22 protein-coding genes are annotated in these 23,810 nt (G+C 32.8%); 10 read left to right on the top strand and 12 right to left on the bottom strand.

Annotated elements, in window-relative coordinates:
• Positions 1–14: 14 nt before the first annotated feature.
• On the top strand, positions 15–1,535 hold the full coding sequence (locus ACQ0RB_RS15015) for a GH3 auxin-responsive promoter family protein (protein WP_430499457.1): 1,521 nt from the start codon (positions 15–17) through the stop codon (positions 1,533–1,535).
• A gap of 289 nt (positions 1,536–1,824) precedes the next feature.
• On the opposite strand, the gene clpX is transcribed toward ACQ0RB_RS15015, so the two are convergent.
• The 6 genes from clpX to ACQ0RB_RS14985 all read right to left on the bottom strand — a co-directional run bounded on the left by clpX (position 1,825) and on the right by ACQ0RB_RS14985 (position 7,182).
• Positions 1,825–3,057, bottom strand: a complete 1,233-nt coding sequence (gene clpX / locus ACQ0RB_RS15010; protein WP_129761162.1) for an ATP-dependent Clp protease ATP-binding subunit ClpX — start codon at positions 3,055–3,057, stop codon at positions 1,825–1,827.
• Between the two features lie 35 nt (positions 3,058–3,092).
• Positions 3,093–3,770: an ATP-dependent Clp endopeptidase proteolytic subunit ClpP gene (gene clpP / locus ACQ0RB_RS15005; protein WP_129761163.1), complete on the bottom strand. Its 678-nt coding sequence runs from the start codon at positions 3,768–3,770 to the stop codon at positions 3,093–3,095.
• A gap of 87 nt (positions 3,771–3,857) precedes the next feature.
• Complete coding sequence (gene tig, locus ACQ0RB_RS15000) at positions 3,858–5,180, bottom strand: trigger factor (RefSeq protein WP_262733532.1); 1,323 nt, start codon at positions 5,178–5,180, stop codon at positions 3,858–3,860.
• Positions 5,181–5,261: 81 nt separating this feature from the next.
• On the bottom strand, positions 5,262–5,615 hold the full coding sequence (locus ACQ0RB_RS14995; RefSeq protein WP_129761165.1) for a phage holin family protein: 354 nt from the start codon (positions 5,613–5,615) through the stop codon (positions 5,262–5,264).
• Between the two features lie 30 nt (positions 5,616–5,645).
• A complete protein-coding gene (locus ACQ0RB_RS14990; RefSeq protein ID WP_129761166.1) occupies positions 5,646–6,410 on the bottom strand; it encodes an alpha/beta fold hydrolase in 765 nt (254 codons plus the stop codon).
• A gap of 58 nt (positions 6,411–6,468) precedes the next feature.
• Positions 6,469–7,182 (bottom strand): pyridoxine 5'-phosphate synthase, encoded by a 714-nt coding sequence (locus ACQ0RB_RS14985; RefSeq protein ID WP_430499454.1) that lies wholly within the window; start codon positions 7,180–7,182, stop codon positions 6,469–6,471.
• 91 nt (positions 7,183–7,273) lie between these two features.
• Between ACQ0RB_RS14985 and ACQ0RB_RS14980 the strand changes: the two genes are divergently transcribed.
• The 8 genes from ACQ0RB_RS14980 to murI all read left to right on the top strand — a co-directional run bounded on the left by ACQ0RB_RS14980 (position 7,274) and on the right by murI (position 15,458).
• Positions 7,274–7,930 (top strand): acetoin utilization protein acuB, encoded by a 657-nt coding sequence (locus tag ACQ0RB_RS14980; protein ID WP_430499452.1) that lies wholly within the window; start codon positions 7,274–7,276, stop codon positions 7,928–7,930.
• A gap of 3 nt (positions 7,931–7,933) precedes the next feature.
• Entirely contained in the window at positions 7,934–8,812 is an 879-nt protein-coding gene (locus ACQ0RB_RS14975; RefSeq protein ID WP_430499450.1) for an NAD kinase, read from the top strand.
• Positions 8,813–8,900: 88 nt separating this feature from the next.
• Positions 8,901–9,590 carry a DUF6089 family protein gene (locus ACQ0RB_RS14970; protein WP_129761170.1) on the top strand — a complete coding sequence of 230 codons (690 nt, stop codon included), beginning with the start codon at positions 8,901–8,903 and terminating at the stop codon, positions 9,588–9,590.
• Between the two features lies 1 nt (position 9,591).
• Positions 9,592–10,332, top strand: a complete 741-nt coding sequence (locus ACQ0RB_RS14965) for an isoprenyl transferase (RefSeq protein ID WP_129761190.1) — start codon at positions 9,592–9,594, stop codon at positions 10,330–10,332.
• Positions 10,333–10,342: 10 nt separating this feature from the next.
• Complete coding sequence (gene bamA, locus ACQ0RB_RS14960) at positions 10,343–12,886, top strand: outer membrane protein assembly factor BamA (protein WP_430499448.1); 2,544 nt, start codon at positions 10,343–10,345, stop codon at positions 12,884–12,886.
• A gap of 174 nt (positions 12,887–13,060) precedes the next feature.
• Positions 13,061–14,068 (top strand): OmpH family outer membrane protein, encoded by a 1,008-nt coding sequence (locus ACQ0RB_RS14955; RefSeq protein WP_430499446.1) that lies wholly within the window; start codon positions 13,061–13,063, stop codon positions 14,066–14,068.
• A 36-nt stretch (positions 14,069–14,104) separates the two neighbouring features.
• Entirely contained in the window at positions 14,105–14,614 is a 510-nt protein-coding gene (locus ACQ0RB_RS14950) for an OmpH family outer membrane protein (RefSeq protein ID WP_129761173.1), read from the top strand.
• Positions 14,615–14,678: 64 nt separating this feature from the next.
• Complete coding sequence (gene murI, locus ACQ0RB_RS14945) at positions 14,679–15,458, top strand: glutamate racemase (protein ID WP_430499444.1); 780 nt, start codon at positions 14,679–14,681, stop codon at positions 15,456–15,458.
• Here murI and ACQ0RB_RS14940 read toward each other — a convergent pair.
• The 4 genes from ACQ0RB_RS14940 to ACQ0RB_RS14925 form a co-directional block, all read right to left on the bottom strand.
• Positions 15,455–15,973: a gamma carbonic anhydrase family protein gene (locus ACQ0RB_RS14940; protein WP_129761175.1), complete on the bottom strand. Its 519-nt coding sequence runs from the start codon at positions 15,971–15,973 to the stop codon at positions 15,455–15,457. The two genes, murI and ACQ0RB_RS14940, sit on opposite strands and share 4 nt — an antisense overlap.
• 123 nt (positions 15,974–16,096) lie before the next feature.
• Positions 16,097–16,831, bottom strand: a complete 735-nt coding sequence (locus ACQ0RB_RS14935) for a LytR/AlgR family response regulator transcription factor (protein WP_430499442.1) — start codon at positions 16,829–16,831, stop codon at positions 16,097–16,099.
• A gap of 15 nt (positions 16,832–16,846) precedes the next feature.
• A complete protein-coding gene (locus ACQ0RB_RS14930) occupies positions 16,847–17,413 on the bottom strand; it encodes a hypothetical protein (RefSeq protein WP_430499441.1) in 567 nt (188 codons plus the stop codon).
• 2 nt (positions 17,414–17,415) lie between these two features.
• The gene (locus tag ACQ0RB_RS14925; protein ID WP_430499439.1) at positions 17,416–19,584 is read right to left on the bottom strand and encodes a histidine kinase; all 2,169 of its coding nucleotides are present in this window, start codon (positions 19,582–19,584) and stop codon (positions 17,416–17,418) included.
• A gap of 210 nt (positions 19,585–19,794) precedes the next feature.
• On the opposite strand from ACQ0RB_RS14925, the gene ACQ0RB_RS14920 reads away from it, so the two are divergent.
• Positions 19,795–20,949: a vWA domain-containing protein gene (locus ACQ0RB_RS14920; RefSeq protein WP_430499437.1), complete on the top strand. Its 1,155-nt coding sequence runs from the start codon at positions 19,795–19,797 to the stop codon at positions 20,947–20,949.
• A 146-nt stretch (positions 20,950–21,095) separates the two neighbouring features.
• Here ACQ0RB_RS14920 and ACQ0RB_RS14915 read toward each other — a convergent pair whose 3' ends face one another.
• Both ACQ0RB_RS14915 and ACQ0RB_RS14910 read right to left on the bottom strand, forming a co-directional pair.
• Positions 21,096–22,103, bottom strand: coding sequence for a PorP/SprF family type IX secretion system membrane protein (locus ACQ0RB_RS14915; RefSeq protein ID WP_129761179.1), 1,008 nt, complete (start codon positions 22,101–22,103; stop codon positions 21,096–21,098).
• Between the two features lie 9 nt (positions 22,104–22,112).
• A partial coding sequence (locus ACQ0RB_RS14910; RefSeq protein ID WP_430497272.1) for a T9SS type B sorting domain-containing protein occupies positions 22,113–23,810 on the bottom strand: 1,698 nt, incomplete at its 5' end.

Genomic DNA, 23,810 nt, shown 5'->3' with positions numbered 1-23,810 from the left:
AATATAATGCAAATATGCCAATTCCTTTAGTAAATTCCATTGCTTCATGGTTTTTAAAAAAGCGATTTCATCAAATTGAACTGTTTTTAAAATATCCTAACGAAGTCCAAAACGAGTTGCTTTTAGAGCTTGTTACTATGGCTAAAGACACCGAAATAGGGAAGAAATACGACTTTGAGTCGATTAAAAATTACAGCACTTTTGCTGAAAGAATTCCGGTTTCAACCTACGAGGATTATCATCAAGTTATTGAACGCTCCAGAAATGGTGAGCATAATATTTTTTGGCCTAGTCCTATAAAGTGGTTTGCCAAATCTAGTGGAACTACCAATGCTAAAAGTAAATTTATTCCTGTTAGTAACGAATCTTTAGAAGATTGCCACTATGCTGCGAGTAAAGATTTACTTTGCATGTACCTCAACAATAACGAAGAATCTCAACTTTTTACAGGGAAAAGTCTAAGACTTGGAGGCAGTAAAGAGCTTTACAAAGAAAACGGTACTGTTTTTGGCGACCTTTCTGCTATATTAATTGACAACATGCCTTTTTGGGCTGAATTTAGCAGTACACCTAGTAGCAAAGTATCGTTAATGAGTGATTGGGAAGTAAAAATGCAAGCCATTGTTGACGAAACCATAAATGAAAATGTAACAAGTCTTGCTGGTGTTCCTTCGTGGATGCTTGTGCTGCTTAACAACATTTTAGAAACCACAGGAAAAAAGAACATTTTTGAAATTTGGCCAAATCTAGAAGTTTATTTTCATGGAGGCGTGAGTTTTGTACCATATAGAGATCAATATAAAAGCATACTTCCAAATAAAAATTTTAAATACTACGAAATCTACAATGCTTCTGAGGGCTTTTTTGCTATTCAGGACCAAAATAATTCAAGCGAGCTACTACTAATGCTGGACTACGGAATTTTTTATGAGTTCATCCCAATGGATACTTACGGAACTCCTAAAGAAAAAATAATTCCGCTAAGCGAAGTTGAAAAAGACAAAAACTACGCAGTTATTATTACTACCAATGCAGGATTATGGCGTTATAAAATTGGTGATACAGTTAAATTTACTTCTATAAATCCATACAGAGTTAAGGTTTCCGGAAGAACAAAACATCATATTAATGTCTTTGGTGAAGAATTAATTATTGAAAATGCAGAAGATGCACTTAAAAAAGTATGTAGAAAAACCAAAGCTGAAATTGTTGATTATACAGCTGCTCCTATTTTTATGAAAGGCAAAGAAAAAGGAGCTCATGAGTGGCTAATTGAATTTAAAACGCCTCCAAAAGACATCGATTATTTTAACGAACTCTTTGACAATGCACTTAAAGCATTAAACTCTGACTACGAAGCTAAACGTTACAACAACATGACGCTTAATAAACCGCAAATACATGTAGCGCGTCAAAGTTTATTTTACGATTGGTTAAAACAACATAATAAGTTAGGAGGCCAACACAAAGTTCCTAGACTTTCAAACACTAGAGAATACATTGATGAATTACTTTCTTTGAATGGCACTTCTTAGACAAACGGTAAGTCGATGCGAATAAATCCGATAAACGACAATGTTAAAAACATCATAACGAATTTTTAGAGACCTTTATCCAAAACCTACTAAAAGTAGTTTTTATCTTACATTAATGCTGTTATATTTACACCTCGATAATCAAAAACCCCTTTTTAAAATTTTGATTAACTAATAGCACACAAAGCAAGATCAATTATATCAAAATAGATAAAAAAATTGTATTGCAATTATTAATTACCAAATAATCCGAATAAAAAAACCACTCTTTCGAGTGGCTTTTTATTTTTTAGGAAACTGCTTTTAGTTTCTTTAATGTTGTTTTGGTGAGCTTATCTTCGGCATAACTTTTTGTAACGTTAAGTTTCTTTTCTGTACCACTAGGCAACTCAAACATTGCATCGGTTAAAATTTCTTCACACAACGATCTTAAACCACGAGCTCCTAATTTATACTCAATAGCTTTTTCTACTATATAATCTAAAGCACCATCAGTAATTGTAAATTCAATTTCATCCATTTCAAACAGTTTTTTATACTGTTTAATGATAGCGTTTTTAGGCTCAGTCAAAATAGCTCTTAATGTTTTAGCGTCTAAAGGATCCATATAAGTAAGCACTGGAAGACGACCTATAATTTCAGGAATTAAGCCAAAGTCTTTTAAATCTTTTGGAATAATGTATTGCAATAAATTATCAGAATCTAAAGTTACACCTTCTTGTACTGCCTTATAACCAATAGCAGCTAAATTGAGACGCTTTGAGATTTTCTTTTCAATACCATCAAAAGCTCCTCCTGCTATAAATAATATGTGTTCTGTATTTACTTCAATAAATTTTTGGTCAGGATGCTTACGACCTCCTTTTGGTGGTACATTAACAACTGTTCCTTCCAATAGTTTTAACAAAGCTTGCTGCACACCTTCTCCTGAAACATCTCTAGTTATTGATGGGTTATCGCTTTTACGAGCAATTTTATCTATTTCATCAATAAATACAATACCTTTTTCGGCTTTCTCCAGATTGTAATCAGCAGCTTGCAACAATCGTGTTAAAATACTTTCAACATCTTCTCCAACATAACCTGCTTCGGTTAACACTGTAGCATCAACAATTGCCAATGGTACATTAAGCATTTTTGCAACTGTTTTAGCCATTAAGGTTTTTCCTGTTCCTGTTTGACCAACCATTACGATGTTTGACTTTTGAATTTCAATATCATCGTCACTTGGTGGTTGCAATAAACGCTTGTAATGGTTGTATACAGCAACAGACATTACCTTTTTGGTATATTCCTGCCCAATGATGTATTCATCTAAAAACGACTTGATTTGTTGAGGTTTTTTCAACATCAATTCAGATGATAACTCAGCATTGTTGTTTTGTTTAGATTCTTCTAGTACAATACCATGAGCTTGCTCAATACACCTATCGCATATATGCGCATCCAATCCTGCTATTAACAGATTGGTTTCTGGCTTTTTCCTACCACAAAATGAACATTCTAATTCTTCCTTTGCCATGTGCTATTAATTTTCTTAAACTATTATGAAAATGATTATTTGGTTGAACCTAATACTTCGTCAATCATTCCATACTCTTTAGCCTTATCAGCTTTCATCCAGTAATCACGATCACTATCTTCGTAAATTTTGTCGTAATCTTGACCTGAATGCTTACTAATAATTTTATAAAGTTCTTCTTTTAAGGTTAAAATCTCACGCGCTGTAATTTCAATATCACTTGCTTGACCTTGTGCACCTCCTAATGGTTGGTGAATCATCACTCTTGAGTGTGTTAATCCACTACGCTTACCTTTTTCACCAGCACATAATAATACTGCTCCCATTGATGCTGCCATACCTGTACATATTGTAGCTACATCTGGTTTAATAAGCTGCATAGTATCATAAATACCTAAACCTGCATATACGCTTCCTCCTGGTGAATTGATATATATTTGAATGTCTTTAGAAGCATCTGTACTTTCTAAGAACAATAATTGCGCTTGAATAATATTTGCTACTTGATCGTTGATAGCTGTACCCATAAAGATGATACGATCCATCATTAAACGAGAAAACACATCAAAAATTGCGATGTTCATTTGACGCTCTTCAATAATATTAGGCGTTAAGTTTGTAGGATACATACTACTAATTATCTTATTGTAATATGTGCTGCTAATACCTTGGTCTTTTATTGCGAATTTTTCAAATTCTTTTCCGAAATCCATATATTTTTTCAATAAATTATTTAGTAAAAAAAAAGCGTAAAACCTCACAGTTTTACGCTATAAATATAATCATTTATTCTGTAATGCTTAACTGTAAAATTCTTTTACAAAATCATCGTAAGTTATCTCTTTTACTTTAAGATTTGCTTCTTCTTTGTAAAGGTTTAACAGTTTTTGACTCATTAACTGCTCAGACAAGCGTTTAACCTCATCTTGATTTGATAAAATACGAGCAGCAATATCATCTAGTTCTTTATCTGATGGATCCATTTGACCAAATTGCGCCATTTGCACTTTAATCATTTCTCTTGCATGTGCTTTAAGATCGTCAAACGTTACTTGAAGGTTGTGCTTTTCAATAAGTTTACCTTCAATTAATTGGTAACGCATGCTTTTTTCAGACTTTTCATACTCTTCTTTAGCTTGGTCTGCATCCATTTGCTCTTCACCTGCAGTTTGCATCCATTTTTGCAAGAAAGACGCTGGTAAATCGAACTTAGTATTTTCAACTAAATACTCAGTAACATCGTTAAGTAATTTTTGATCACCTTGTTGTGCAAATTGCTTTTCAGAATCTACTTTTATTTTCTCTTTTAATTCAGTTACTGATGTTACTACATCTTTACCAAATAATTTATCAAATAACTCTTGGTCTAAATCAGCCAACTCACGAGTATTAATTTCGTTGATTGTAAATGTTACCTCAATGTCCAATCCGTGAGCATCATCATGAGATACTTTTAAGAAGTGCATTAAATCGTGGTCGTCATTAAACAATCCTTTTGTTTTTAAAGTAATAACATCACCAACTTTAGAACCTACAAATTTCTTTTCGGTTGCTTTACCTTTAAACTTATCTAAAGTAATAGTTGCTGTATTGTTGATTTCTTTCTCTTCGTTTACAAATACACCTGTAATTTCAGAATCTTTAGCAACAGTATCTTGAGATACTAACTTACCATACTGCTTTCTGATATGCTCAACTTGATCGTCTAACATTTTATCATTAGCAACAATATTGTATTGTGTAATTGCTTTTTTAGATTTTAAGTTTACTTCAAACTCAGGTGCTAAACCTAATTCAAACTCAAAAGAAAAATTATCAGCATCCCAATCCAAATCGTCTTGTGGTTTTGGTAATGGGTTACCTAAAACGTCTAGTTTTTCTTCAGTTAAATACTTGTTTAAAGCATCTTGTAAAAGCTTGTTAACTTCATCTACCAAAACTGCTTTTCCGTATTGCTTCTTCACCATTGTCATTGGCACATGTCCTTTTCTAAATCCAGGAATGTTAGCCGACTTACGGTAATCTGAAAGGATTTTCTCTACCTTATCGCTGTAATCTTCTTTAGCGATATCTACTTTCACAACAGCATTTAATGCATCAATGTTTTCTCTTGTAATATTCATTATAGAATCAAATAAAAATTGGGTTGCAAAAGTACATATTTTTTACAACCCAACAAAGTTTTTAAGATGTTGAAATTCAGACTATTTTTTATCTTCTTTTAAAATAGAATGTAGTATAGATTGAAGTATAGACAAAAGTATACTAAATAGAATGGCTGTCCAGATACTATTTACCGCGAAACCATCAATGAGTTTATCTGCTAAAAGCACTATTAACGCGTTAATAATGAGTAAAAACAAGCCTAAGGTTACCACTGTTATTGGTAAAGTTAGAATAACTAAAATTGGCTTTACCAAAAGGTTTAAAACCGCCAAAACAACAGCCACAATAAGTGCTGTTACAAATTGGTTTCCTGTTAAATCTACTCCTGGTAAAAAGTATGCCAAGACAAAAACTGCCACAGCAGTTAATAATAATCTAAATAAGAGATTCATAATTATATGTTTTTACTAAAGTTACAAATATTAAATGATGAATTGCATAACTTCATTAAAAAAATCATCTGGGTTTTCGGCATGCAACCAATGTCCAGCATTCGCAATTGTTACAATGTTTACATTAGAAAAATGCTGTTTTATGATAGTTTCGTCTTGTAAAGCGATGTATTCAGACTTGTCTCCTCTTAAAAAAAGCGTCTCTTTTTCAAACTTTGCATGAAGCGGTAATGCTTCGCCAACCTCTGAAACATTCTCTTTTAACACTTGAAGATTCATGCGTAATGCTAACTGACCTTTTTCTTTCCAATATAAGTTTTTAAGCAAAAACTGACGTGTTCCAAAATCAGACACATAGTTTGCTAGCTGTTTATCGGCTGCTCCTCTACTTTTAATTTCAGAAAAATCTAAACTGCTTAATCCTTCTAAAATAGCATCGTGATGTATTGGGTAAAATCTAGGAGAAATGTCTGCAACTATTAATTTTGAAACCAAATTTGGGTTTTGTGTTGCAAATAGCATTGCTGTTTTTCCTCCCATTGAATGCCCTAACACAATTGCTTCAGAAAGATTATGCGCTTCAAAATAATGACGCAAATCTTCCGATAGGGTTTCATAATCAAAATTGTCATCATGAAAACTATGACCATGATTTCGTTGGTCTACAAGATGAACTTCAAATCCTTCTTCGCTAAATTTTTTACCAAGCGTTTTCCAGTTGTCACTCATTCCTAAAAATCCATGAAGAATAACAAAAGGCTTTCCTTGACCTAATATATTGGAGTGTAATTTCATATTTTCGTTTTTATAATGAGAGGTCTCGCCTACGCTAAAACCGACAAAAAAGTTATAATTACTTAAGTCTTTGCAAATACATTTGCACCACGTTTTCTATTCCTAAGTAAAGACTTTCAGCAATTAATGCATGTCCAATAGACACCTCTAAAAGGTTTGGTATATTATCTTTAAAAAACTTAATGTTTTCTAATGACAAATCGTGTCCTGCATTAATACCTAAATTTAATTCATTTGCTAAAACTGCACATTCAGTATAAGGTTGTATTGCTTGTTCGTTACCTAAACTATATTGATGTGCAAAAGCTTCGGTATATAACTCAATTCTATCAGCACCTGTAGCTTTAGCGCCTTCAATTTGCTTTAGCTCAGGGTCTACAAAAATTGATGTTCGTATTCCGTTGTTTTTAAATTCTTTGATAACATCTACTAAAAACGCTTTGTGCTTAACAGTGTCCCAACCTGCATTTGAAGTTATAGCATCTTCAGCATCAGGAACCAAAGTAACTTGTGTAGGCTTTACTTCTAAAACGATATCTATAAATTTTTGGATTGGGTTTCCTTCAATATTATACTCAGTATGCACCACTGGTTTTAAATCATAAACATCTTGATAACGAATATGTCTTTCATCTGGTCTTGGATGAATTGTTACTCCTTGAGAGCCAAAACGCTGTACGTCTTTAGCAAACTGAACCACATTAGGAACATCGCCTCCTCTAGAGTTTCGTAACGTAGCAATCTTATTAATATTTACACTTAACTTTGTCATTGACTTTATTTTTTGGACTAGCAAAAATACAAACTACTTAGTGCTTTTTGTAGTTATTTTTAATTAATTTGCAATAAGAAAATTTGCAAAAATGCCATTACAACAATACATCATAAACGATATTAAACCTTTAAACATTCATGACAAAGTGAGTGATTTTAAGTTATTGTTTAATGAACTAACCTACTCTCATATTCCTGTAGAAAATGATGGTGTTTATTTGGGTTGTGTTTCTGAAACTGATGTACATTGTTTTGATAATAGTAAAGAAATATCAGAATTCAACTATGCTATTGAAGGTTTTTTTGTTAGGTCTTTTACTACTTGGTTAGATGTTTTAGAGGCTTTTGCTCAAAATTCGTGCAATATTATGCCAGTACTTAATGAGCAGAACACCTATTTAGGATATTACGAGCTAAATGACATTATTGGCTTGTTTAACGAAACTCCTTTTTTTGCTGAACCAGGTGGAATTTTAATTATTGAAAAAGGCATAAACGATTATTCTTTTAGTGAAATAAGCCAAATTATTGAATCTAATGATGCTAAACTTTTAGGTGCTTTTATTTCTAAAATTGAAAGTGATGTGGCTCAAATTACTTTAAAAATTGGAAACGCTGGCTTAAATGATGTGATGCAAACCTTTAGAAGGTACAACTACAATATAGTTTCTGGACATGAAGAAGACACTTATATTGAAAACCTTAAAGAGCGTTCAGAATATTTAAAAAAATACCTCAATATATAGTCAATGAAAATAGCTGTTTACGGTCAATATTATCATAACAATATGCAATCGAGTATTGAAACCTTGTTTGGCTTTTTGTTTAGAAAAGAAGTTGAGGTATATATTGAAAAGGATTTCTTCAACATTCTAAAAGAAGAAAACGAAAAAAACATAAAAGCGTTTAAGATTTTTAAAACCTTAGATAACAGTTACGATCTTTTAATAAGTATTGGTGGTGACGGAACCATTTTACGTGCTATAACCCATGTAAGAGATCTTTCAATCCCAATAGTAGGCATTAATACAGGTCGCTTAGGTTTTTTGGCTACTATTCAAACAAATGAAATTGAACATGCCATTGACGAAATATTAAATGGCAACTATAAAATTTCTGAAAGAACATTATTAAGCGTTACCACTTTACCAGAAAACAAAGATTTAGTGGAAACTAACTTTGCATTAAATGAAATAGCAGTAAGTAGAAAAAACACAACTTCAATGATTACTGTTGAAACGCATCTAGACGATGAGTACTTAACATCTTATTGGGCTGATGGTTTAATAATTTCAACACCTACAGGCTCTACTGGATATTCACTAAGTTGTGGAGGACCAGTAATAACACCTGGAGCAAACAATTTGGTAATAACACCTATTGCGCCACATAATTTAAACGCAAGACCTTTTGTTATACCTGACACCACTGACATACAATTAAAAATTGACGGAAGAGAAGACCACTATTTAATTTCGTTAGATTCAAGAATTGCAACACTTCACAATTCAACAATTGTTACCATAAAAAAAGCCGACTTTAAAATAAAAATGGTTGAACTGCTTGATGAAAGCTTTATTGATACACTCAGAAAAAAGATGCTTTGGGGAGAAGACAAGCGTAATTAAACAATAAAACCTCATAATTACTGTTTATCTGTAATACAAATTGTTATAGGCTAATCAATTTACTATATTTGCAAACTTTTAAAAATTTATGAGGTATTTAACCATAATTTTATTTAGTATTATTTTCTCGCAAACGGCTCAATCTCAAATCTATGAAATTGGCGTGTTTGGAGGAGGAAGTAATTTTATTGGAGACGTTGGTAAAACTAATTATATCTCACCCAACCAAAGTGCTTTTGGAGCTATTTTAAAATGGAACCGAAGCCCAAGACACTCATGGAGAGTATCAGTAATTTATGCTGGTTTGGAAGGTATCGATGCTAAATCTGACGACCCAAGACGACAAGAACGCGATTATTCCTTTGATAATAATATATTTGAAATTTCAGCAGGAATGGAGTTTACGTTTTTTGATTTTAATTTGCATGAATACGATAATAAAACCACACCATATTTATATACAGGAATTACATCTGGAAGACATAGCAACTTTTATTTTGACAATAATGGAGAAATAGTTGGAGAAGGCACTTACAGTTGGGCTTTTGGTATCCCTATGGTTTTAGGCGTAAAAACAACCTTAACAGATCACCTTATTTTAGGTGCTGAAATTGGCGCACGCTATACGTTTTCTGATGAGTTAGATGGAAGTGTTCCTGATTTTGACAACGAACACCCACTATCTTTTGGAAACACCAATAGTAACGATTGGTATGTTTTTACCGGTTTTACGTTAACATATACTTTTGGTAGAAGACCTTGTTACTGCGATTTTTAGTATGAGTTTAAAAGAAAAAATACTTACAGATAAGCTTCCTAAGCACGTTGCCATAATTATGGATGGTAATGGTCGTTGGGCAAAACAAAAAGGAATGCTTAGAGTAATTGGTCATGAAAACGGTACTAAATCTGTAAGAGAAGTTGTTGAAGCCAGTGCTGAGTTAGGCATAAACTGCTTAACCTTATATGCATTTTCTACTGAAAACTGGAACAGACCAAAAGTTGAGGTTCAAACCTTAATGAAGTTATTAGTGAAATCCTTAAAAAAGGAAATCAAAACACTTCAAGACAACAACATAAAGCTAAACGCTATCGGAAATCTTAATGATTTGCCAAAAAAAGCACATAACGAACTGTTAGATGTTATAGAAAAAACCAAAAATAATTCTAGAATGACATTAACTCTAGCCCTTAGCTATGGCGCTAGAGAAGAAATAACGAGTGTTATTAAAGATTTAGCAAATAAAGTTAAAAATAATATAATTTCTTCTGAAAATATTGACGAATCAATTATAAATAAGCATCTTTACACGCAAAATTTACCTGACGTAGATTTATTGATTCGAACCAGCGGTGAGCAAAGAATCAGTAATTTTCTTCTTTGGCAAATTGCTTATGCCGAATTGTATTTTACCGATATACTTTGGCCTGATTTTAAAAAACAAGATTTTTACGAAGCTTTGATTAATTATCAAAATAGAGAACGACGATTTGGAAAAACAAGTGAACAAATTAGCTAAAAAACTACCCTTGAAAACCTTTACTAATATATTTTTTATTGCACTTTTCTTTCTTTTTTCAAGTGTAGCAATAGCGCAAGAGCCAACTTACAACACAGGTCAAAAGTACATCATTGGAGATATTACCGTAACTGGTAATACTAGTTTTGGTTCTCAAACCATTATTTCATTTTCAAGATTAAATAAAGGTGATGAAATTGTAATTCCTGGTGAAAAAATAAGTAACGCTATTAAAAGGTTATGGAGTTCTAATTTGTTTAGCAGTATTGATATTTATCTTGTAAGACTAGAAGGAAACACTGCTTATTTAGAAATAAACTTAGAAGATTTACCAGAGCTTAACGAAGTAACTATTGAAGGTATTAAAAAATCTAAAAAAGAAGCTGTTATTACTGAAAACAAGCTTACCAAAGGTGCTAAGGTTACTGAAAACTTAATTACTACAACAAGAAATTACCTTACCAATAAATACAAGAAAAACGGTTTCTTAAACACAAAAGTTACTGTAAACACTAAAGAAGTAATTGACTCTATTCAAAAAAGTAGAGTTGACATGTCAATAAAAATTGATAAAGGTGAAAAGGTAAAAATCAAAAAAATCAACTTCATAGGCAATGAAAAAATAGCTGATAAAAAGCTAAGAAAAGCCATGAAGAATACTAAGCAAAAAAACCCAATACGTATATTAAAACGTTCTAAATACATTCAAGAAGATTACAAAGAAGACCTTGTGAGTATTATAGATAAGTATAAAGAAAACGGTTATAGAGATGCTCGTATACTATCTGACTCTATAATTATTAATGATGACAAAACCATCTCTCTAAATATAAATGTAGAAGAAGGAGAACAGTACAAATTTGGTAAAATAACCTTTGTTGGTAACAGTGTATATACTGACCAGCAATTAGCAAGTGTGCTTAAGATAAAAGAAGGTTCTACATACAATGGTGTTGAATTAAGAAAACGTATTGCTGACGATACTAAACCTGATGCTATTGATTTAACAAACCTATATCAAAATAATGGTTACCTATTCTCAACAATAAATCCTGTTGAAGTAAGTGCTGACGGTAACGTTATTGATATGGAAATTAGAATCTCTGAAGGTAAACCAGCATATTTTAATAACGTTTCAGTATCTGGAAACGACAAAACAAACGACCATGTAGTTTATCGTGAACTTAGAACTAAGCCAGGTCAACTTTACAGCAAGCAAAATGTAATTAGAACTATTAGAGAGCTTGGTCAATTAGGGTTTTTTGATGCTCAACAACTAGTTCCTAACATGAAAAATTTTAATACTGTAGATGGTACTGTTGATATTGAATATGAAGTTGTAGAGAGAGGATCAAGCCAAATAGAGCTACAGGGTGGTTATGGTGGTGGAGGCTTCATTGGTACTTTAGGATTGTCTTTCAATAATTTCTCAATGAAAGACATCTTTAAAAAAGATGCCTACAAACCTGTACCAATGGGAGATGGCCAAAGTTTAGCTTTAAGACTACAAGCAAGTAGATTTTTCCAAACCTATAGTTTTTCATTTTCTGAGCCTTGGTTAGGTGGTAAACGTCCTTTACAGTTATCAACATCTATATCTCATACTAAACAGTTTTTATATAATGCAGTGACAAGAGATGCAGATAAAAACAGACGTTTTAACATTACAGGAGTTTCAGTGGGTCTGTCAAAACGTTTAACATTCCCTGATGATTATTTCCATTTATCTCAAGCAATCAGCTTTCAGCATTATAACCTAAAAAATTACAACACAGGATTATTTACATTTGGTGACGGTTATTCAAACAACTTAGCCTATACTGTTGGTTTAAGTAGAAATAACACAACTGCTGACCCAATATATCCAATGGGAGGTTCAAATTTTGCAGTTTCTGCTAAACTATCTTTACCATATTCTTTGTTTAACAATGTAGATTATAAAGCCTTAAAAGAAGAAAGAGATGGCTTAGATCCAACCGATGAAGATGATTCAGTTAGAATTAGTGAAATTGACCAACAGCGTTATAATTGGTTAGAGTTTTACAAAGTAAAGTTTAAAGGAGATTGGTATACAAGAATCGTTGACAAACTAGTAATAAAGTCTGGTTTAGAATTTGGTTTCTTAGGAGCATATAATAATGATAGAGGTGTTATTCCATTTGAACGCTTCTTCTTAGGAGGAGACGGTTTAGGTAATTACTCTTTAGACGGAAGAGAAGTTGTTCAGCTTAGAGGTTACCCTAACCAATCATTATCATCTACTGATGGAGGAACTATCTACAATAAGTTTTCTATGGAAATACGTTATCCAATCACATTGGGTGCACAGGCTAAAATTTATGGATTAGGATTTATTGAAGGTGGTGCTTCTTTTGATAACTTTAGAGATTATAACCCTTTTAACATTAACAGATCTGCAGGTTTTGGTCTAAGAATATTTATGCCAGCATTTGGATTATTGGGTATTGATTTCGGACACGGGTTTGATGCTCTTCCAGGAGAAACTACTAAAAATGGATGGGAAACCCACTTTATTATTGGACAGCAATTTTAACTTTGGCACGATATTTTCTAATAACACTTTTGAAGGTTTTAACTAGGGTGTTAAAATTTTTAAGAATATATTTCGTTAATTTGAAGAATATTAGTTCAAATGACGGAATAACAAATAAAGTCTGTCATTTTTAGAAATTTATAGATGCTTTCAATAAATCAAAAAATATAACAGATGAAAAATAAAGTTCTTTTTTTACTGGCAATTATAGGTCTTATTAGCCTTGATTCTAATGCGCAACGTGGTGTTAGAATTGGCTATATAGACACCGAATATATTTTACAAAACGTTCCAGAATATCAAGATGCAACGTTACAACTAGACAAAAAGGTTCAACAATGGAAAACCGAAATTGACCAACGTCTTAATGTGATCGAGCAAAAAAAGACTCAGCTTAATAATGAGCGTGTACTTTTAACAAAGGAACTATATGAAGAACGTTTGGAAGATATTACTTTTGAAGAAAATGAAATATTAGATTACCAACAAAAACGTTTTGGTCCAAATGGTGATTTAATGATTCAAAAGCGACAGTTAATTCAGCCTATTCAAGATCAAATTTTTGCAGCTGTACAGGAAATAGCTGCTAATAGAAAGTATGATTTTGTATTTGACAAATCAGCTGATGTAGTTATGCTTTATTCTGCTGAACGTTTTGATATTAGTGAACTTGTAATAAGAAGTATTACACGTTCTGCAAAAAGAACTCAAGCTCAAAACAAAGCTGAACGAAGAGCTGCTGAAGATGAAGATGTAGTTCCTGAAATAAATGAAGAGCTAGAAGCAAGAGAAAAAGCACTTGAAGAGAAAAAAGCTGCTCGTGAAAAAGCAATTGAAGATCGAAGAGCAGAGCAAATGGCTAGAAGGGATTCAATAAAAGCTGCAGCACAAGCTAAAAGAGAAAAAATGCTAGAAGAACGCGCTAAAGCAAAAGCTAAAAACGATAGTATTAAAAACAGTAAAAAAGAAGGTATAAAGACTGATGGAGATACAACTGGTAAAACAGCTGCTGAAATTGCCGAAGAGAAAAGACAACAAAAAATAGCAGATAGAGAAGCTAGAAAAAAGGCATTAGAAGAAAGAAGAAAAAAAATAATAGCCGATAGAGAAAAAGCTAAAAAAGAACGAGAGGAACAGAAAAAAGAAAAAGACTCTGTACCTAGTGACAATGATAATAACTAAAAGCAAACAATAATTATAACACGTAATACTTTAAAAATGAAACAATTTAAGACCCTTTTATTTGCAGCTATACTTTTTTTAGGAGCTACATCTTTTTCAGTAGCGCAAAGTAAAGTTGCTCATATTAACACAAATGAGTTAATTAAAGATATGCCAGAAATGAAAGCTGCTAAAGCTGAAATTGAAAAGCTTACTAAAACTTATGAGGCTGAGATAAAAACAATGGCAACAGAACTTCAAAACAAAATGAAGCAATACAATGCTGAAGCTGAAACTAAAACTGAAGAAGAGAACATGAAAAGAGCTGAAGAAGTTCAAACTATGGAGCAAGGTATTCGTCAGTACCAAGGGCAAGCTCAAAAAGATCTCGCTGAAAAAGAGGCTGCATTGTTAAAACCAATTTTTACTAAAGCTAAAGAAGCTATTGAAAAAGTTGCTGCTGCTCAAGGTTTTGATTATGTACTAGACGCTAGTGAAGGTGGTGGCGTATTAGTATCTAAAGGAAAAAATCTTTTACCTGACGTAAAGAAAGAGTTAGGATTTTAATAATCACTAATAAAAACACAAAGAAAGCCGCTTTTATAAAAGCGGCTTTCTTATTTTTGTAATAATGAGTACACAACCTATAGGTATATTTGATTCTGGTGTTGGTGGCACCTCTATATGGAAAGAGATAAATTTGCTCTTGCCTAATGAAAACACTGTATATCTAGCTGATAGTAAAAATGCTCCTTATGGCTTAAAAACCAAGTCAGAAATTATTGACTTAAGTATAAAAAACACTGAGTACTTACTTAAAAAAAACTGCAAAATAATTGTAGTAGCTTGCAATACAGCTACTACAAATGCTATTAAAGTTTTAAGAGAAAACTACCAAATACCTTTTATTGGTATTGAACCTGCAATAAAACCTGCTTCTTTAAATACACAAACAAAAGCAATAGGTATTTTAGCTACAAAAGGAACACTTTCAAGCGAGTTATTTCATAAAACCACAAACTTATACAGTAGTGGCATAACCATTATTGAACAAGTAGGAAATGGTCTTGTAGAGCTTATTGAACGAGGTGAAATACAATCAGAGGCTATGAAATCACTTTTAAAAACTTACCTACAGCCAATGATTGAAGCTAATATAGATTACTTGGTTTTAGGTTGTACACATTATCCTTATCTTATGCCTTTACTGCTTGAGATCCTTCCTAAGCATGTAAAAATTATAGACTCTGGTGAGGCTGTTGCACGACAAACAAAATTTATTTTAGAGACCAAGCAGTTACTCAACAAAATCCCTATTTCGGCTAACTATGAGTTTTATAGTAATGCAGATACAAGTGTTATGAAAACACTTTTAAATGGTGATTATACTGCTGAGCAATTAGACTTTTAATCTTCTTTAAACCAACTAGAATACTTTACATAATTATTGGCTATTCTATCAATTTCTCCTGAAATTAATTCTTTACTAATATCCTTAACTTTTTTAGCTGGTACGCCTGCATAGATGCTTCCTGCTTCTACTCTAGTATTTTGAGTTACTACTGCTCCTGCTGCAATAATACTATTGCTTTCCACAACACAGTCGTCCATAACAATACTTCCCATACCAATAAGTACGTTATCATGAATGGTACATCCATGCACAATAGCATTATGACCGATGGATACATTATTCCCTATAGTGGTTGGTGACTTTTGGTAGGTTGCATGTATTACAGCTCCATCTTGCACATTTACCTTATTGCCCATTTTTATAAAATGAACATCGCCACGTATAACAGCATTAAACCACACACTACATTGATTACCCATGGTAACTTCTCCAACAATAGTCGCGTTTTCTGCGATGTAGCAATCGCTTGGTATTTGAGGTTGTTTTCCTTTTACTGGTTTTATGATTGGCATAATTTGATATTTAGCAGTTAGTTTTAGTCAGTTCGAGTATATTCTGAAAGAATATGTATCGAGAACTCACGTTATATCTTCTCGATACTATTTCGCATAGCGAAATCACTCGAAGTGACATTATTATTTAAAATATGATAACAATTCAGACTTTTTAGATACTGAAACCATTATTTGCTTTCCGTTACTAAGTATAACGCTACCTCCTTTTCCTTTTACATATTTGGTAACCTCGTTGACGTTTACCAAATAGCTTTTATGTACTCTAGCAAAACTACTATCACTTAATGCATCTTCAAAATACTTTAAAGTTTTACTTACCAATTTCTTTTTATTGGTATTCAAATAGATTTCGGTATAGTTATCATCAGCTTTACAGTATAAAATATCTGCTGTATTCAAAACTTCAAATCCATCTTGTTGTGGAATGGTTATTTTTCCATTGACGCTATTTGTTTTAGGAACTAAAACTTGGTCTTGGAGTGCGTCTTCTTTAGTTTTAATTTCGGTAACATAATCTACCGCTTTTATAAGTTCATCTATTGAAATAGGCTTCATTAAATAATACGAAGCATGAGCATTTAAAGCTTCAATTGCATAATGGTTGTATGCTGTTACAAAAACGGTTTCAAAATCTATATCACCAACTTTATCTAATAAGTCAAAAGCATTACCATAAGGCATTTCAACATCAAGAAACACTAAATCCAAATCATTATTTCTAATGAGTAGCAGAGCTTCATCAACATTTGCTGCTTCACCCAATACGTCTACATTTGGGCAATACTTTTTTAAGTAGTTTTTTAAAATGTCTCTACTGGTTTCTTCGTCTTCTACTATAATTGATTTTAGTTTCATAATTTTTGTTTACTACTAATTCACTAATAACTCTTTTAAATGTTGTAATTGTTGTTCAGATTCAGAGTAGTTATTAAAACCTATACCTTCATCTTTTACGTCCTCTAGATTTATATCATCCAAATCTTTTAGTTTATAGTCATTAGGATACAAGAATTTCAGTTCTCTTTCATACTGTTTTGCCTTTTCCTTGCTCTTATAATAATTTAATATTTCTAAAATTTGACAGCAAGGTTCATTATCTTTCCTTTGTCTTTTATAAAGTAATGGAGTTAAACCATACTTTTTTTCTAAAATAATCATGTCATTTTGAATATAAAACTCGCTAATCATTTCAAAATCTGCTTCTTTATACTCTCCTTTTACTTTATAAATACCCTCTGAATTTTTATTATAAACAATCACTTTAGTTTTACCTCCAAATTCATCAATTACCTTAGTGTTTTCAATTTGGGCTGAGTTGTTATATTTTACAATTTTATTATCAATTTTTTTAACCCAATCTATTCTAGCGTCTTCAGCTTCACTATCACATGAAAAGATTAACAAACTAAACATTAGTATTAAAATTTGGTTTTTCATAATTAGTCTTTTTTTAAAGTTACAACCACTTTGGTTCCTGCATCTTCAGCATCTTGAAAATCGTCAATAAAAACATCAACTTTATCTTTGTACATAGCATTTAAAATAGCAACTCGCTTTTTAATATTACCCATACCTTTTGAGTTTTGTTTTTGTTGATGCTCTGTCTTTAAAGCTTTTGAACGCTCACGTCCTATACCATCATCGGCTATTGTAATAGTGATTTCGTCATTGCTTTTAGGTGAAATTGTAATACTTAAATGTCCTTTTTCGGTTTTATACCTTAGTCCATGCCATACTGCATTTTCAATATAAGGTTGCAATAACATTGGAGGGATTTGATAATCGTGAACATTAATGGCTTCATCTACATTGATACTGTAATCGAACTTATCTTTAAATCTAAAATGCTCTAGCTTTGTATATAGCTGTAACAATTCTATTTCTTTTTCTAACGGAATAAAGTCTTCTTCACTATTCTCCAAAACAGCTCGCATAAGGTGTGAAAAATCTGATAAATACTTGTTGGCTGTACGTTCATCATTTGAAGCAATAAAGCTATTTACCGAGTTTAGCGCATTAAAAATAAAATGCGGATTCATTTGACTTCGCAACGATTTTAAAGCGAGTAAGTTGTTTGCTAATCGTTGTTGCTTGATGTACTTAAACATAAAATAAGCCGTTACCAACAGCAATACCAAACCACCAATTAATGAGTAAATTATAAGTTGTTGACGCTTGTTACGCTCAATAGTAAGCTGATATTTACTTTCAGAAAGTTCTCTGTCACTCTCCAAGCTACTAATGCGGTTTTGCTTTTCGGCAATGTTTCTATTAAAACGTGCTATTTGCGAAATTTCCTGTTCCTTTTTTATATAAAGTTCGTCTACAGCTTGCGTGTATTCTTCAAAAGCAGCTTTTGCCTTGTCATAATCGCCTGCGTCTTCATACACATCAGACAATCGTCTTAATCCGTCTTTTTTTACAATTAAATCTTCTTTTGAATCGGCTTCTTTTATACTCTTTTCAAAATAGGTAATAGCACTGTCGTAGTCTTTTTTCAAAAAGTAAGCGTTTCCTATTTTATAGTTTTGCTTTTGGGGTGTAATCGCACTTTCATTTTCAATTATTGAATCTTTTGCAATGTCTTCAATATCTTCTAAAGCTTGTTTTCTAAGCTCAATTTCATCAGTATAATTTTGATTAAGATTATTGAACTCTGCCACTACCACTTTTTCTTCAACCGATCGTTTTATATTCTCCTGTGAAGCAAGATTAAGTGAATTAGAGAAAAACCCTTGTGCTTTATCAACTTGCCCACTTGCGTTATAGGCTTGTGCAATTTTAGAGTTTAAATCTGTAACCTTTGGAGTGATTAAGTGCTTTTGAGCGACGTTTAATCCGTTTTTATAGTTGTCAATAGCAGCATTGTAATTTTTGATATTCAGATAAGTATCTCCAAACCCTTCATACAATGTTACCAACTGATAATTGGATAACTCTGCTTTATTAATAGCATTAAAAGTTTCTAGACTTTCTTGATAGTTCTTGTTCAGTCTATAGGCTAAACCTAGTTTTAATTTGGCCTCATTGGTTTCAAAATTTTGAAGGCTAATTCGGTAATTGGTAGTTGCAAGATCGTACTGTTTCCATTCTTTATAAATATCAGCAAGAAGTTCATAAGCCTCAGCATTTTGTTTTACTGAATTACTATTTTCTAATGCTTCAGTAACAAATTGAATCCCCTTTTCGGCATCTTTCTTTAAATAATATGAAGCCGAATCAATCATTGCGTTATAAGTAACTAAATTGTTTTTTCGCTTATTTAAATTCTTTTGATAGGGAGAAACTGCTTGCTCAACTTCAATAATAATCCTATCACCAGAAGTAATAGTGTGGTAAACTGTTTCAAAATCTTTATGCCTTACAACAAGTTCGTCACCTTTTTTAACATGTATTCTAAATTTACCATCAACATCAGTCATGGTATATGCGCCTCCATTTACTTCAATATTAACTCGTGCAATAGGCTCAAACGAAGCTTTTTCACGTACCTCGCCTCTTATTAAAAAAGTTGGTTCATCAACCTTATTTTTACTAACCTGAGCTATCGTAAAACTGGTAAAACTAGTAAATAGAATAATGACTAAATATGTTACTATTTTTTTCATTCAAAAAATTCAATTGAATAAACATACATACTTTAATTGAGTATTTAAAATCAAAACTGTTCACTTGTTCATAAATCCGCTTCTTAAATGACAGTTTCACTCAATTTTAAAAGCTCTTTACTCATTTATAATACGTGTTTACTCATTGTTGTTTTTTCTGTAAAAAAGTTGATTCTAGCTTTACAGCATTAATCATAAAACGAATAAAAAATGAAAACCATTTTAAAATCAGTAGCATTAGTCTTGTGCATTGTAGCATTTACCTCCTGCAATGCCAACACTAAAAAAGAAAGCAATCTTGCAATTGCAGAACATAAAGTAACCGATCAACCAAGTAAGCAATTTATAAAAGTAGCACTTCTACTAGACACCAGTAATAGTATGGATGGGTTGATTGATCAGGCTAAAGCACAACTTTGGGAAATTGTTAATGAGCTTTCCTATGCAAAATGTGATGACAACAAACCAAACTTACAAATTGCACTTTACGAGTATGGAAACGACAACCTTAATGGAGATGAAGGTTATATAAGACAAGTTTTAGCATTTAGTAACGACTTAGACGAAATCTCAAAACAACTATTCTCACTAACAACCAACGGTGGAAATGAATACTGCGGACACGTTATTCAAACTTCATTAAATCAGTTAAAATGGGGCTCAAATGCAGATGACCTAAAGCTCATTTTTATTGCAGGAAACGAACCTTTTACACAAGGTAGAGTTAACTATAAAACTGCAGCAAAATTAGCTCATGATAAAGACGTAACTATAAACACTATTTTTTGTGGAGATTATAACCAAGGTATTTCAGGATATTGGAAAGACGGTGCAGACCTAGCTCATGGTGATTATATGGCAATAAATCACAACATAAAAACCACCTACGTTGCCACACCTTTTGACGACGATATTTTAAAACTCAATCAAAAACTTAACAGCACCTATGTAGCTTATGGCGATTACGGTATAGAAAAAATGGCACTTCAAAAAGAACAAGATACTAATGCCGAAAGTTACAGTAGTGCTAATGCTGTGAGCAGAACTGTAAGTAAAAGTTCTCATCTGTATCTAAATTCAACTTGGGATTTAGTTGATACTCTAAGCGACAAAAACTTTAGTTTCGACGATTTAAAAGAATCCGATTTACCTGCTGAGTTAAAAGGCAAAACCAAATCTGAAATTAAGGCTTATGTTACTAAGAAAAAACAAGAGCGTGAAGACATTCAAAAAAACATACAAGACCTAAACGAAAAAAGAAGAGTGTATATTCAATCACAACAAAAAGAAAATGACAACGGATTGGAAAGTGCAATGATTAAAGCCATTAAAACACAAGCCAAAGCCAAAAAGTATAAATGGTAATTATGGTGTTTGCATTGCAACTTATAGAGTTACAATGCAACGTGCTTTCGGTAGTCGCTATCAAAGATGAGCTCCAACAACTACCTCAATCACTAACACAAATAAAAAAGTCTCGACAAAATCGAGACTTTTTTATTTTTTTATGTTTAGTTAATTGCAGGACAATTACACTCATATCTTTCTCGTTTACAACCAAAGTTATACCCTAAAGTAATTTGGTGAAAACCTCCATTGTTAAACACTACAGAGTTTGCTTGGTAAGAATACGTGTAAGCAAATACAAAGTTGTTATAATCAACACCTATAAATGGTGTAATGTATTGTAATTTTTGACTGCTCACTCCAGAACCATCTAAAAACTCTGCACCATCTAAACTTCTTCTGTACGATAAACCACCCCAAACTTTACCAAAGTCCATTTCTTTATAAACCTTAGCGTTTATATCGATAGAAGACTCTTCAGTTGCATCACGATACATAAACATTATAGAAGGTTCATAACTCCATTCGCTACCATATTTTCCAAAAACATGTCCAGCTGAAAACAAGTACGTTCTTAAGTTATCATAACTTAATCCTTGCTCATTAAAGTTTATTCCCTCATTTTTAAGTAAATTCTTTATAGTTGCATGCGCATAAAAATCATATAAATGATATGAGAACCCAAAATCAACATTAAAGTTCGTAGCACTTTGCTCGATACCTGCTATAATTGGGTCAAAACCTTCATCTAAAAAAGCAGTTTCATCTAATTTATACTGAATTAATCCGGCACTTAAACCAAATGACAGCATGTTTAAGTCTATCTCATTACGAGAGAACATAATGTGATGAGCATACGTAAAATAGGCTCCAGTTTGAGAATGATAACCATTCTTATCATTATAAACAATACCTCCAATTGCAGATGGAGAATCTCCAATTCTGCTATTAATACTTAATGTTTGTAAACTTGGGGCATCATCTTGACCAAACCATTGTTGTCGTGCTGTTAATCTTACTTTAGCACAATTAGCAACACCAGCCATTGAAGGATGAATAAGATAATAATTATCCGTTAAATAATCTGAGTAAACTGGAAGCCCTTCTTGGGCTACTCCAAATTTTGTAACTAATGCTAAAATTGCTATTAAACAATACTTTTTTAAGTTCATATCAATAAATTATCGTTTCAAAGTAAAGTGAGCTTTAAACTCTTTTCTCTGCCCACCAATTGGTTCGTCGTACTCTACTACAAACCAGTAATCACTTGATGGCATTGGGTTTCCATTGTAGGTTCCATCCCATCCTTGTCCCGAAGGAGATATCTGCTTCAACAGTTTTCCAAACCTGTCAAAGATATAAATTTTTACGTCAGCTCTACCTGCAAATCCTATTATGTTCCATGTATCATGATATCCATCTCCATTTGGTGTAAAGTACTTTGGATAATCCAACACTGTTATCTCCAACGCTGTCAATCCACATCCATTCTTGTCTCTTGCCACTACTACATGTTCTCCTGAGGTAACGTCTTCAAACAAACCACTGTCTTGCCATGGACCGTTATCTAAACTGTATTCATACTCTCCTGGTCCTGTTGCTTCTGCTTCTATAACGTGATTTTCTGAAAAAGCTTGTGTAGTCACTTCGGCTACCAAGGTTGGAGGTGCACTTTCTATAACTAAAGTCTCATCGGTATTCTCACAGTTGGTCTCTGTTGATGTTACTTCATCTACAACGGTTACACTATAAGTTCCGCCTTCTGTTGGCATATAACTACCTTCTGTAGCGCCTGCGATTTCTGTTCCGTTAAGATACCATGTAAAACTGTAATCTGGTGTGGTCAGGCCTGTATCTAATACTAAAGGATCTAATACTTCTGTCCCATTAGTATCCACACATAGTATATAACTGTCTTCTAAATCAAATACTGGTAACGGATTCACCTGAAGGGTCAGATCTGTCACATCATAACAGATAGAATCTGGTGTGGTATCATTATCTACTCTTACATAAATAACCTGTGGGTTAGTGATGTTCTCATAAAGTGTAGGTAATGGGTTTACTCCTGCGTCTGCATCATCAAAACTCGCATAGTACGTTACTGTATAATTTAATGGGTCTTGACCATCTAGTACGTCTTCATCTAATGTTGATAGATCAAATTGTACACTGTCGTTAGTTGGGTCTCCATCTATCTCCATATTGTCATCACATAGCTCATATAGAATTGGCTCCATATCACTATTGGCTTCTGCTGCTTCCTGAACTTCTATGTTAAAGCTTTGTGTGCTTATCGAACATCCTGTTACTGTATTGGTAATGGCTACATAGATTGGTTGTGGATTGATCACATTGGTATATGGACTTACCAATCCGTTCATTAGATCATCAGCATCTGCTTGTGTAGCATGATAGCTTACTGTAAATAGGGTTGGATCTTGACCATTAAGTACTTCTGCATCTTTACTGGTTAAATCAAACTGTGCAAAGCCATCGGTATTGTCTTCACATATGATAAAGTCCGTTACTGCTACTACATCTGGTAATGGGTTTACGGTTATCGTAAAGGTTACTATGGTATAACATCCTGTTACGTCATTAGTCACACGCACATAGATGGTTTGTGCTGTGTAATCGGTTGGGATGTTAGTGTACATTGTTGGGTCTGCTATAGCATTGGCTCCTGCTTCTGCATCTTCTTCTGTTTCATGGTAGCTTGCTGTTACTCCTGCTTCTCCATTGATGATGTATACTTCGTTTTCGGTAAGATCAAATACCTCTTGTCCATCTCCTGTATTGATGTCATCACATAACTCTAGGTTATCTGGATCTGTACTTGGAGTTGGGTTTGGTAATACTCTAATGGTTAACGTTGT

It is taken from the genome of Gaetbulibacter sp. PBL-D1 (assembly GCF_050509525.1).
In the GTDB taxonomy this organism is placed as follows: domain Bacteria; phylum Bacteroidota; class Bacteroidia; order Flavobacteriales; family Flavobacteriaceae; genus Gaetbulibacter_B; species Gaetbulibacter_B jejuensis.
This window is presented reverse-complemented; position numbering and strand designations above follow the sequence as displayed.

Bases quoted from the DNA above. Each gene is read 5' to 3' on its own strand.
- ACQ0RB_RS14970 (WP_129761170.1), top strand. From the start codon at position 8,901: ATGAGGTATTTAACCATAATTTTATTTAGTATTATTTTCTCGCAAACG.
- tig (WP_262733532.1), bottom strand. From the start codon at position 5,180: ATGAATATTACAAGAGAAAACATTGATGCATTAAATGCTGTTGTGAAA.
- ACQ0RB_RS14920 (WP_430499437.1), top strand. From the start codon at position 19,795: ATGAAAACCATTTTAAAATCAGTAGCATTAGTCTTGTGCATTGTAGCA.
- ACQ0RB_RS14995 (WP_129761165.1), bottom strand. From the start codon at position 5,615: ATGAATCTCTTATTTAGATTATTATTAACTGCTGTGGCAGTTTTTGTC.
- ACQ0RB_RS14980 (WP_430499452.1), top strand. From the start codon at position 7,274: ATGCCATTACAACAATACATCATAAACGATATTAAACCTTTAAACATT.
- ACQ0RB_RS14925 (WP_430499439.1), bottom strand. From the start codon at position 19,584: ATGAAAAAAATAGTAACATATTTAGTCATTATTCTATTTACTAGTTTT.
- ACQ0RB_RS14950 (WP_129761173.1), top strand. From the start codon at position 14,105: ATGAAACAATTTAAGACCCTTTTATTTGCAGCTATACTTTTTTTAGGA.
- ACQ0RB_RS14935 (WP_430499442.1), bottom strand. From the start codon at position 16,831: ATGAAACTAAAATCAATTATAGTAGAAGACGAAGAAACCAGTAGAGAC.
- clpP (WP_129761163.1), bottom strand. From the start codon at position 3,770: ATGGATTTCGGAAAAGAATTTGAAAAATTCGCAATAAAAGACCAAGGT.
- ACQ0RB_RS14955 (WP_430499446.1), top strand. From the start codon at position 13,061: ATGAAAAATAAAGTTCTTTTTTTACTGGCAATTATAGGTCTTATTAGC.
- ACQ0RB_RS14915 (WP_129761179.1), bottom strand. From the start codon at position 22,103: ATGAACTTAAAAAAGTATTGTTTAATAGCAATTTTAGCATTAGTTACA.
- ACQ0RB_RS14990 (WP_129761166.1), bottom strand. From the start codon at position 6,410: ATGAAATTACACTCCAATATATTAGGTCAAGGAAAGCCTTTTGTTATT.
- clpX (WP_129761162.1), bottom strand. From the start codon at position 3,057: ATGGCAAAGGAAGAATTAGAATGTTCATTTTGTGGTAGGAAAAAGCCA.
- ACQ0RB_RS14975 (WP_430499450.1), top strand. From the start codon at position 7,934: ATGAAAATAGCTGTTTACGGTCAATATTATCATAACAATATGCAATCG.
- ACQ0RB_RS14965 (WP_129761190.1), top strand. From the start codon at position 9,592: ATGAGTTTAAAAGAAAAAATACTTACAGATAAGCTTCCTAAGCACGTT.
- ACQ0RB_RS14930 (WP_430499441.1), bottom strand. From the start codon at position 17,413: ATGAAAAACCAAATTTTAATACTAATGTTTAGTTTGTTAATCTTTTCA.
- ACQ0RB_RS15015 (WP_430499457.1), top strand. From the start codon at position 15: ATGCCAATTCCTTTAGTAAATTCCATTGCTTCATGGTTTTTAAAAAAG.
- ACQ0RB_RS14985 (WP_430499454.1), bottom strand. From the start codon at position 7,182: ATGACAAAGTTAAGTGTAAATATTAATAAGATTGCTACGTTACGAAAC.
- murI (WP_430499444.1), top strand. From the start codon at position 14,679: ATGAGTACACAACCTATAGGTATATTTGATTCTGGTGTTGGTGGCACC.
- ACQ0RB_RS14940 (WP_129761175.1), bottom strand. From the start codon at position 15,973: ATGCCAATCATAAAACCAGTAAAAGGAAAACAACCTCAAATACCAAGC.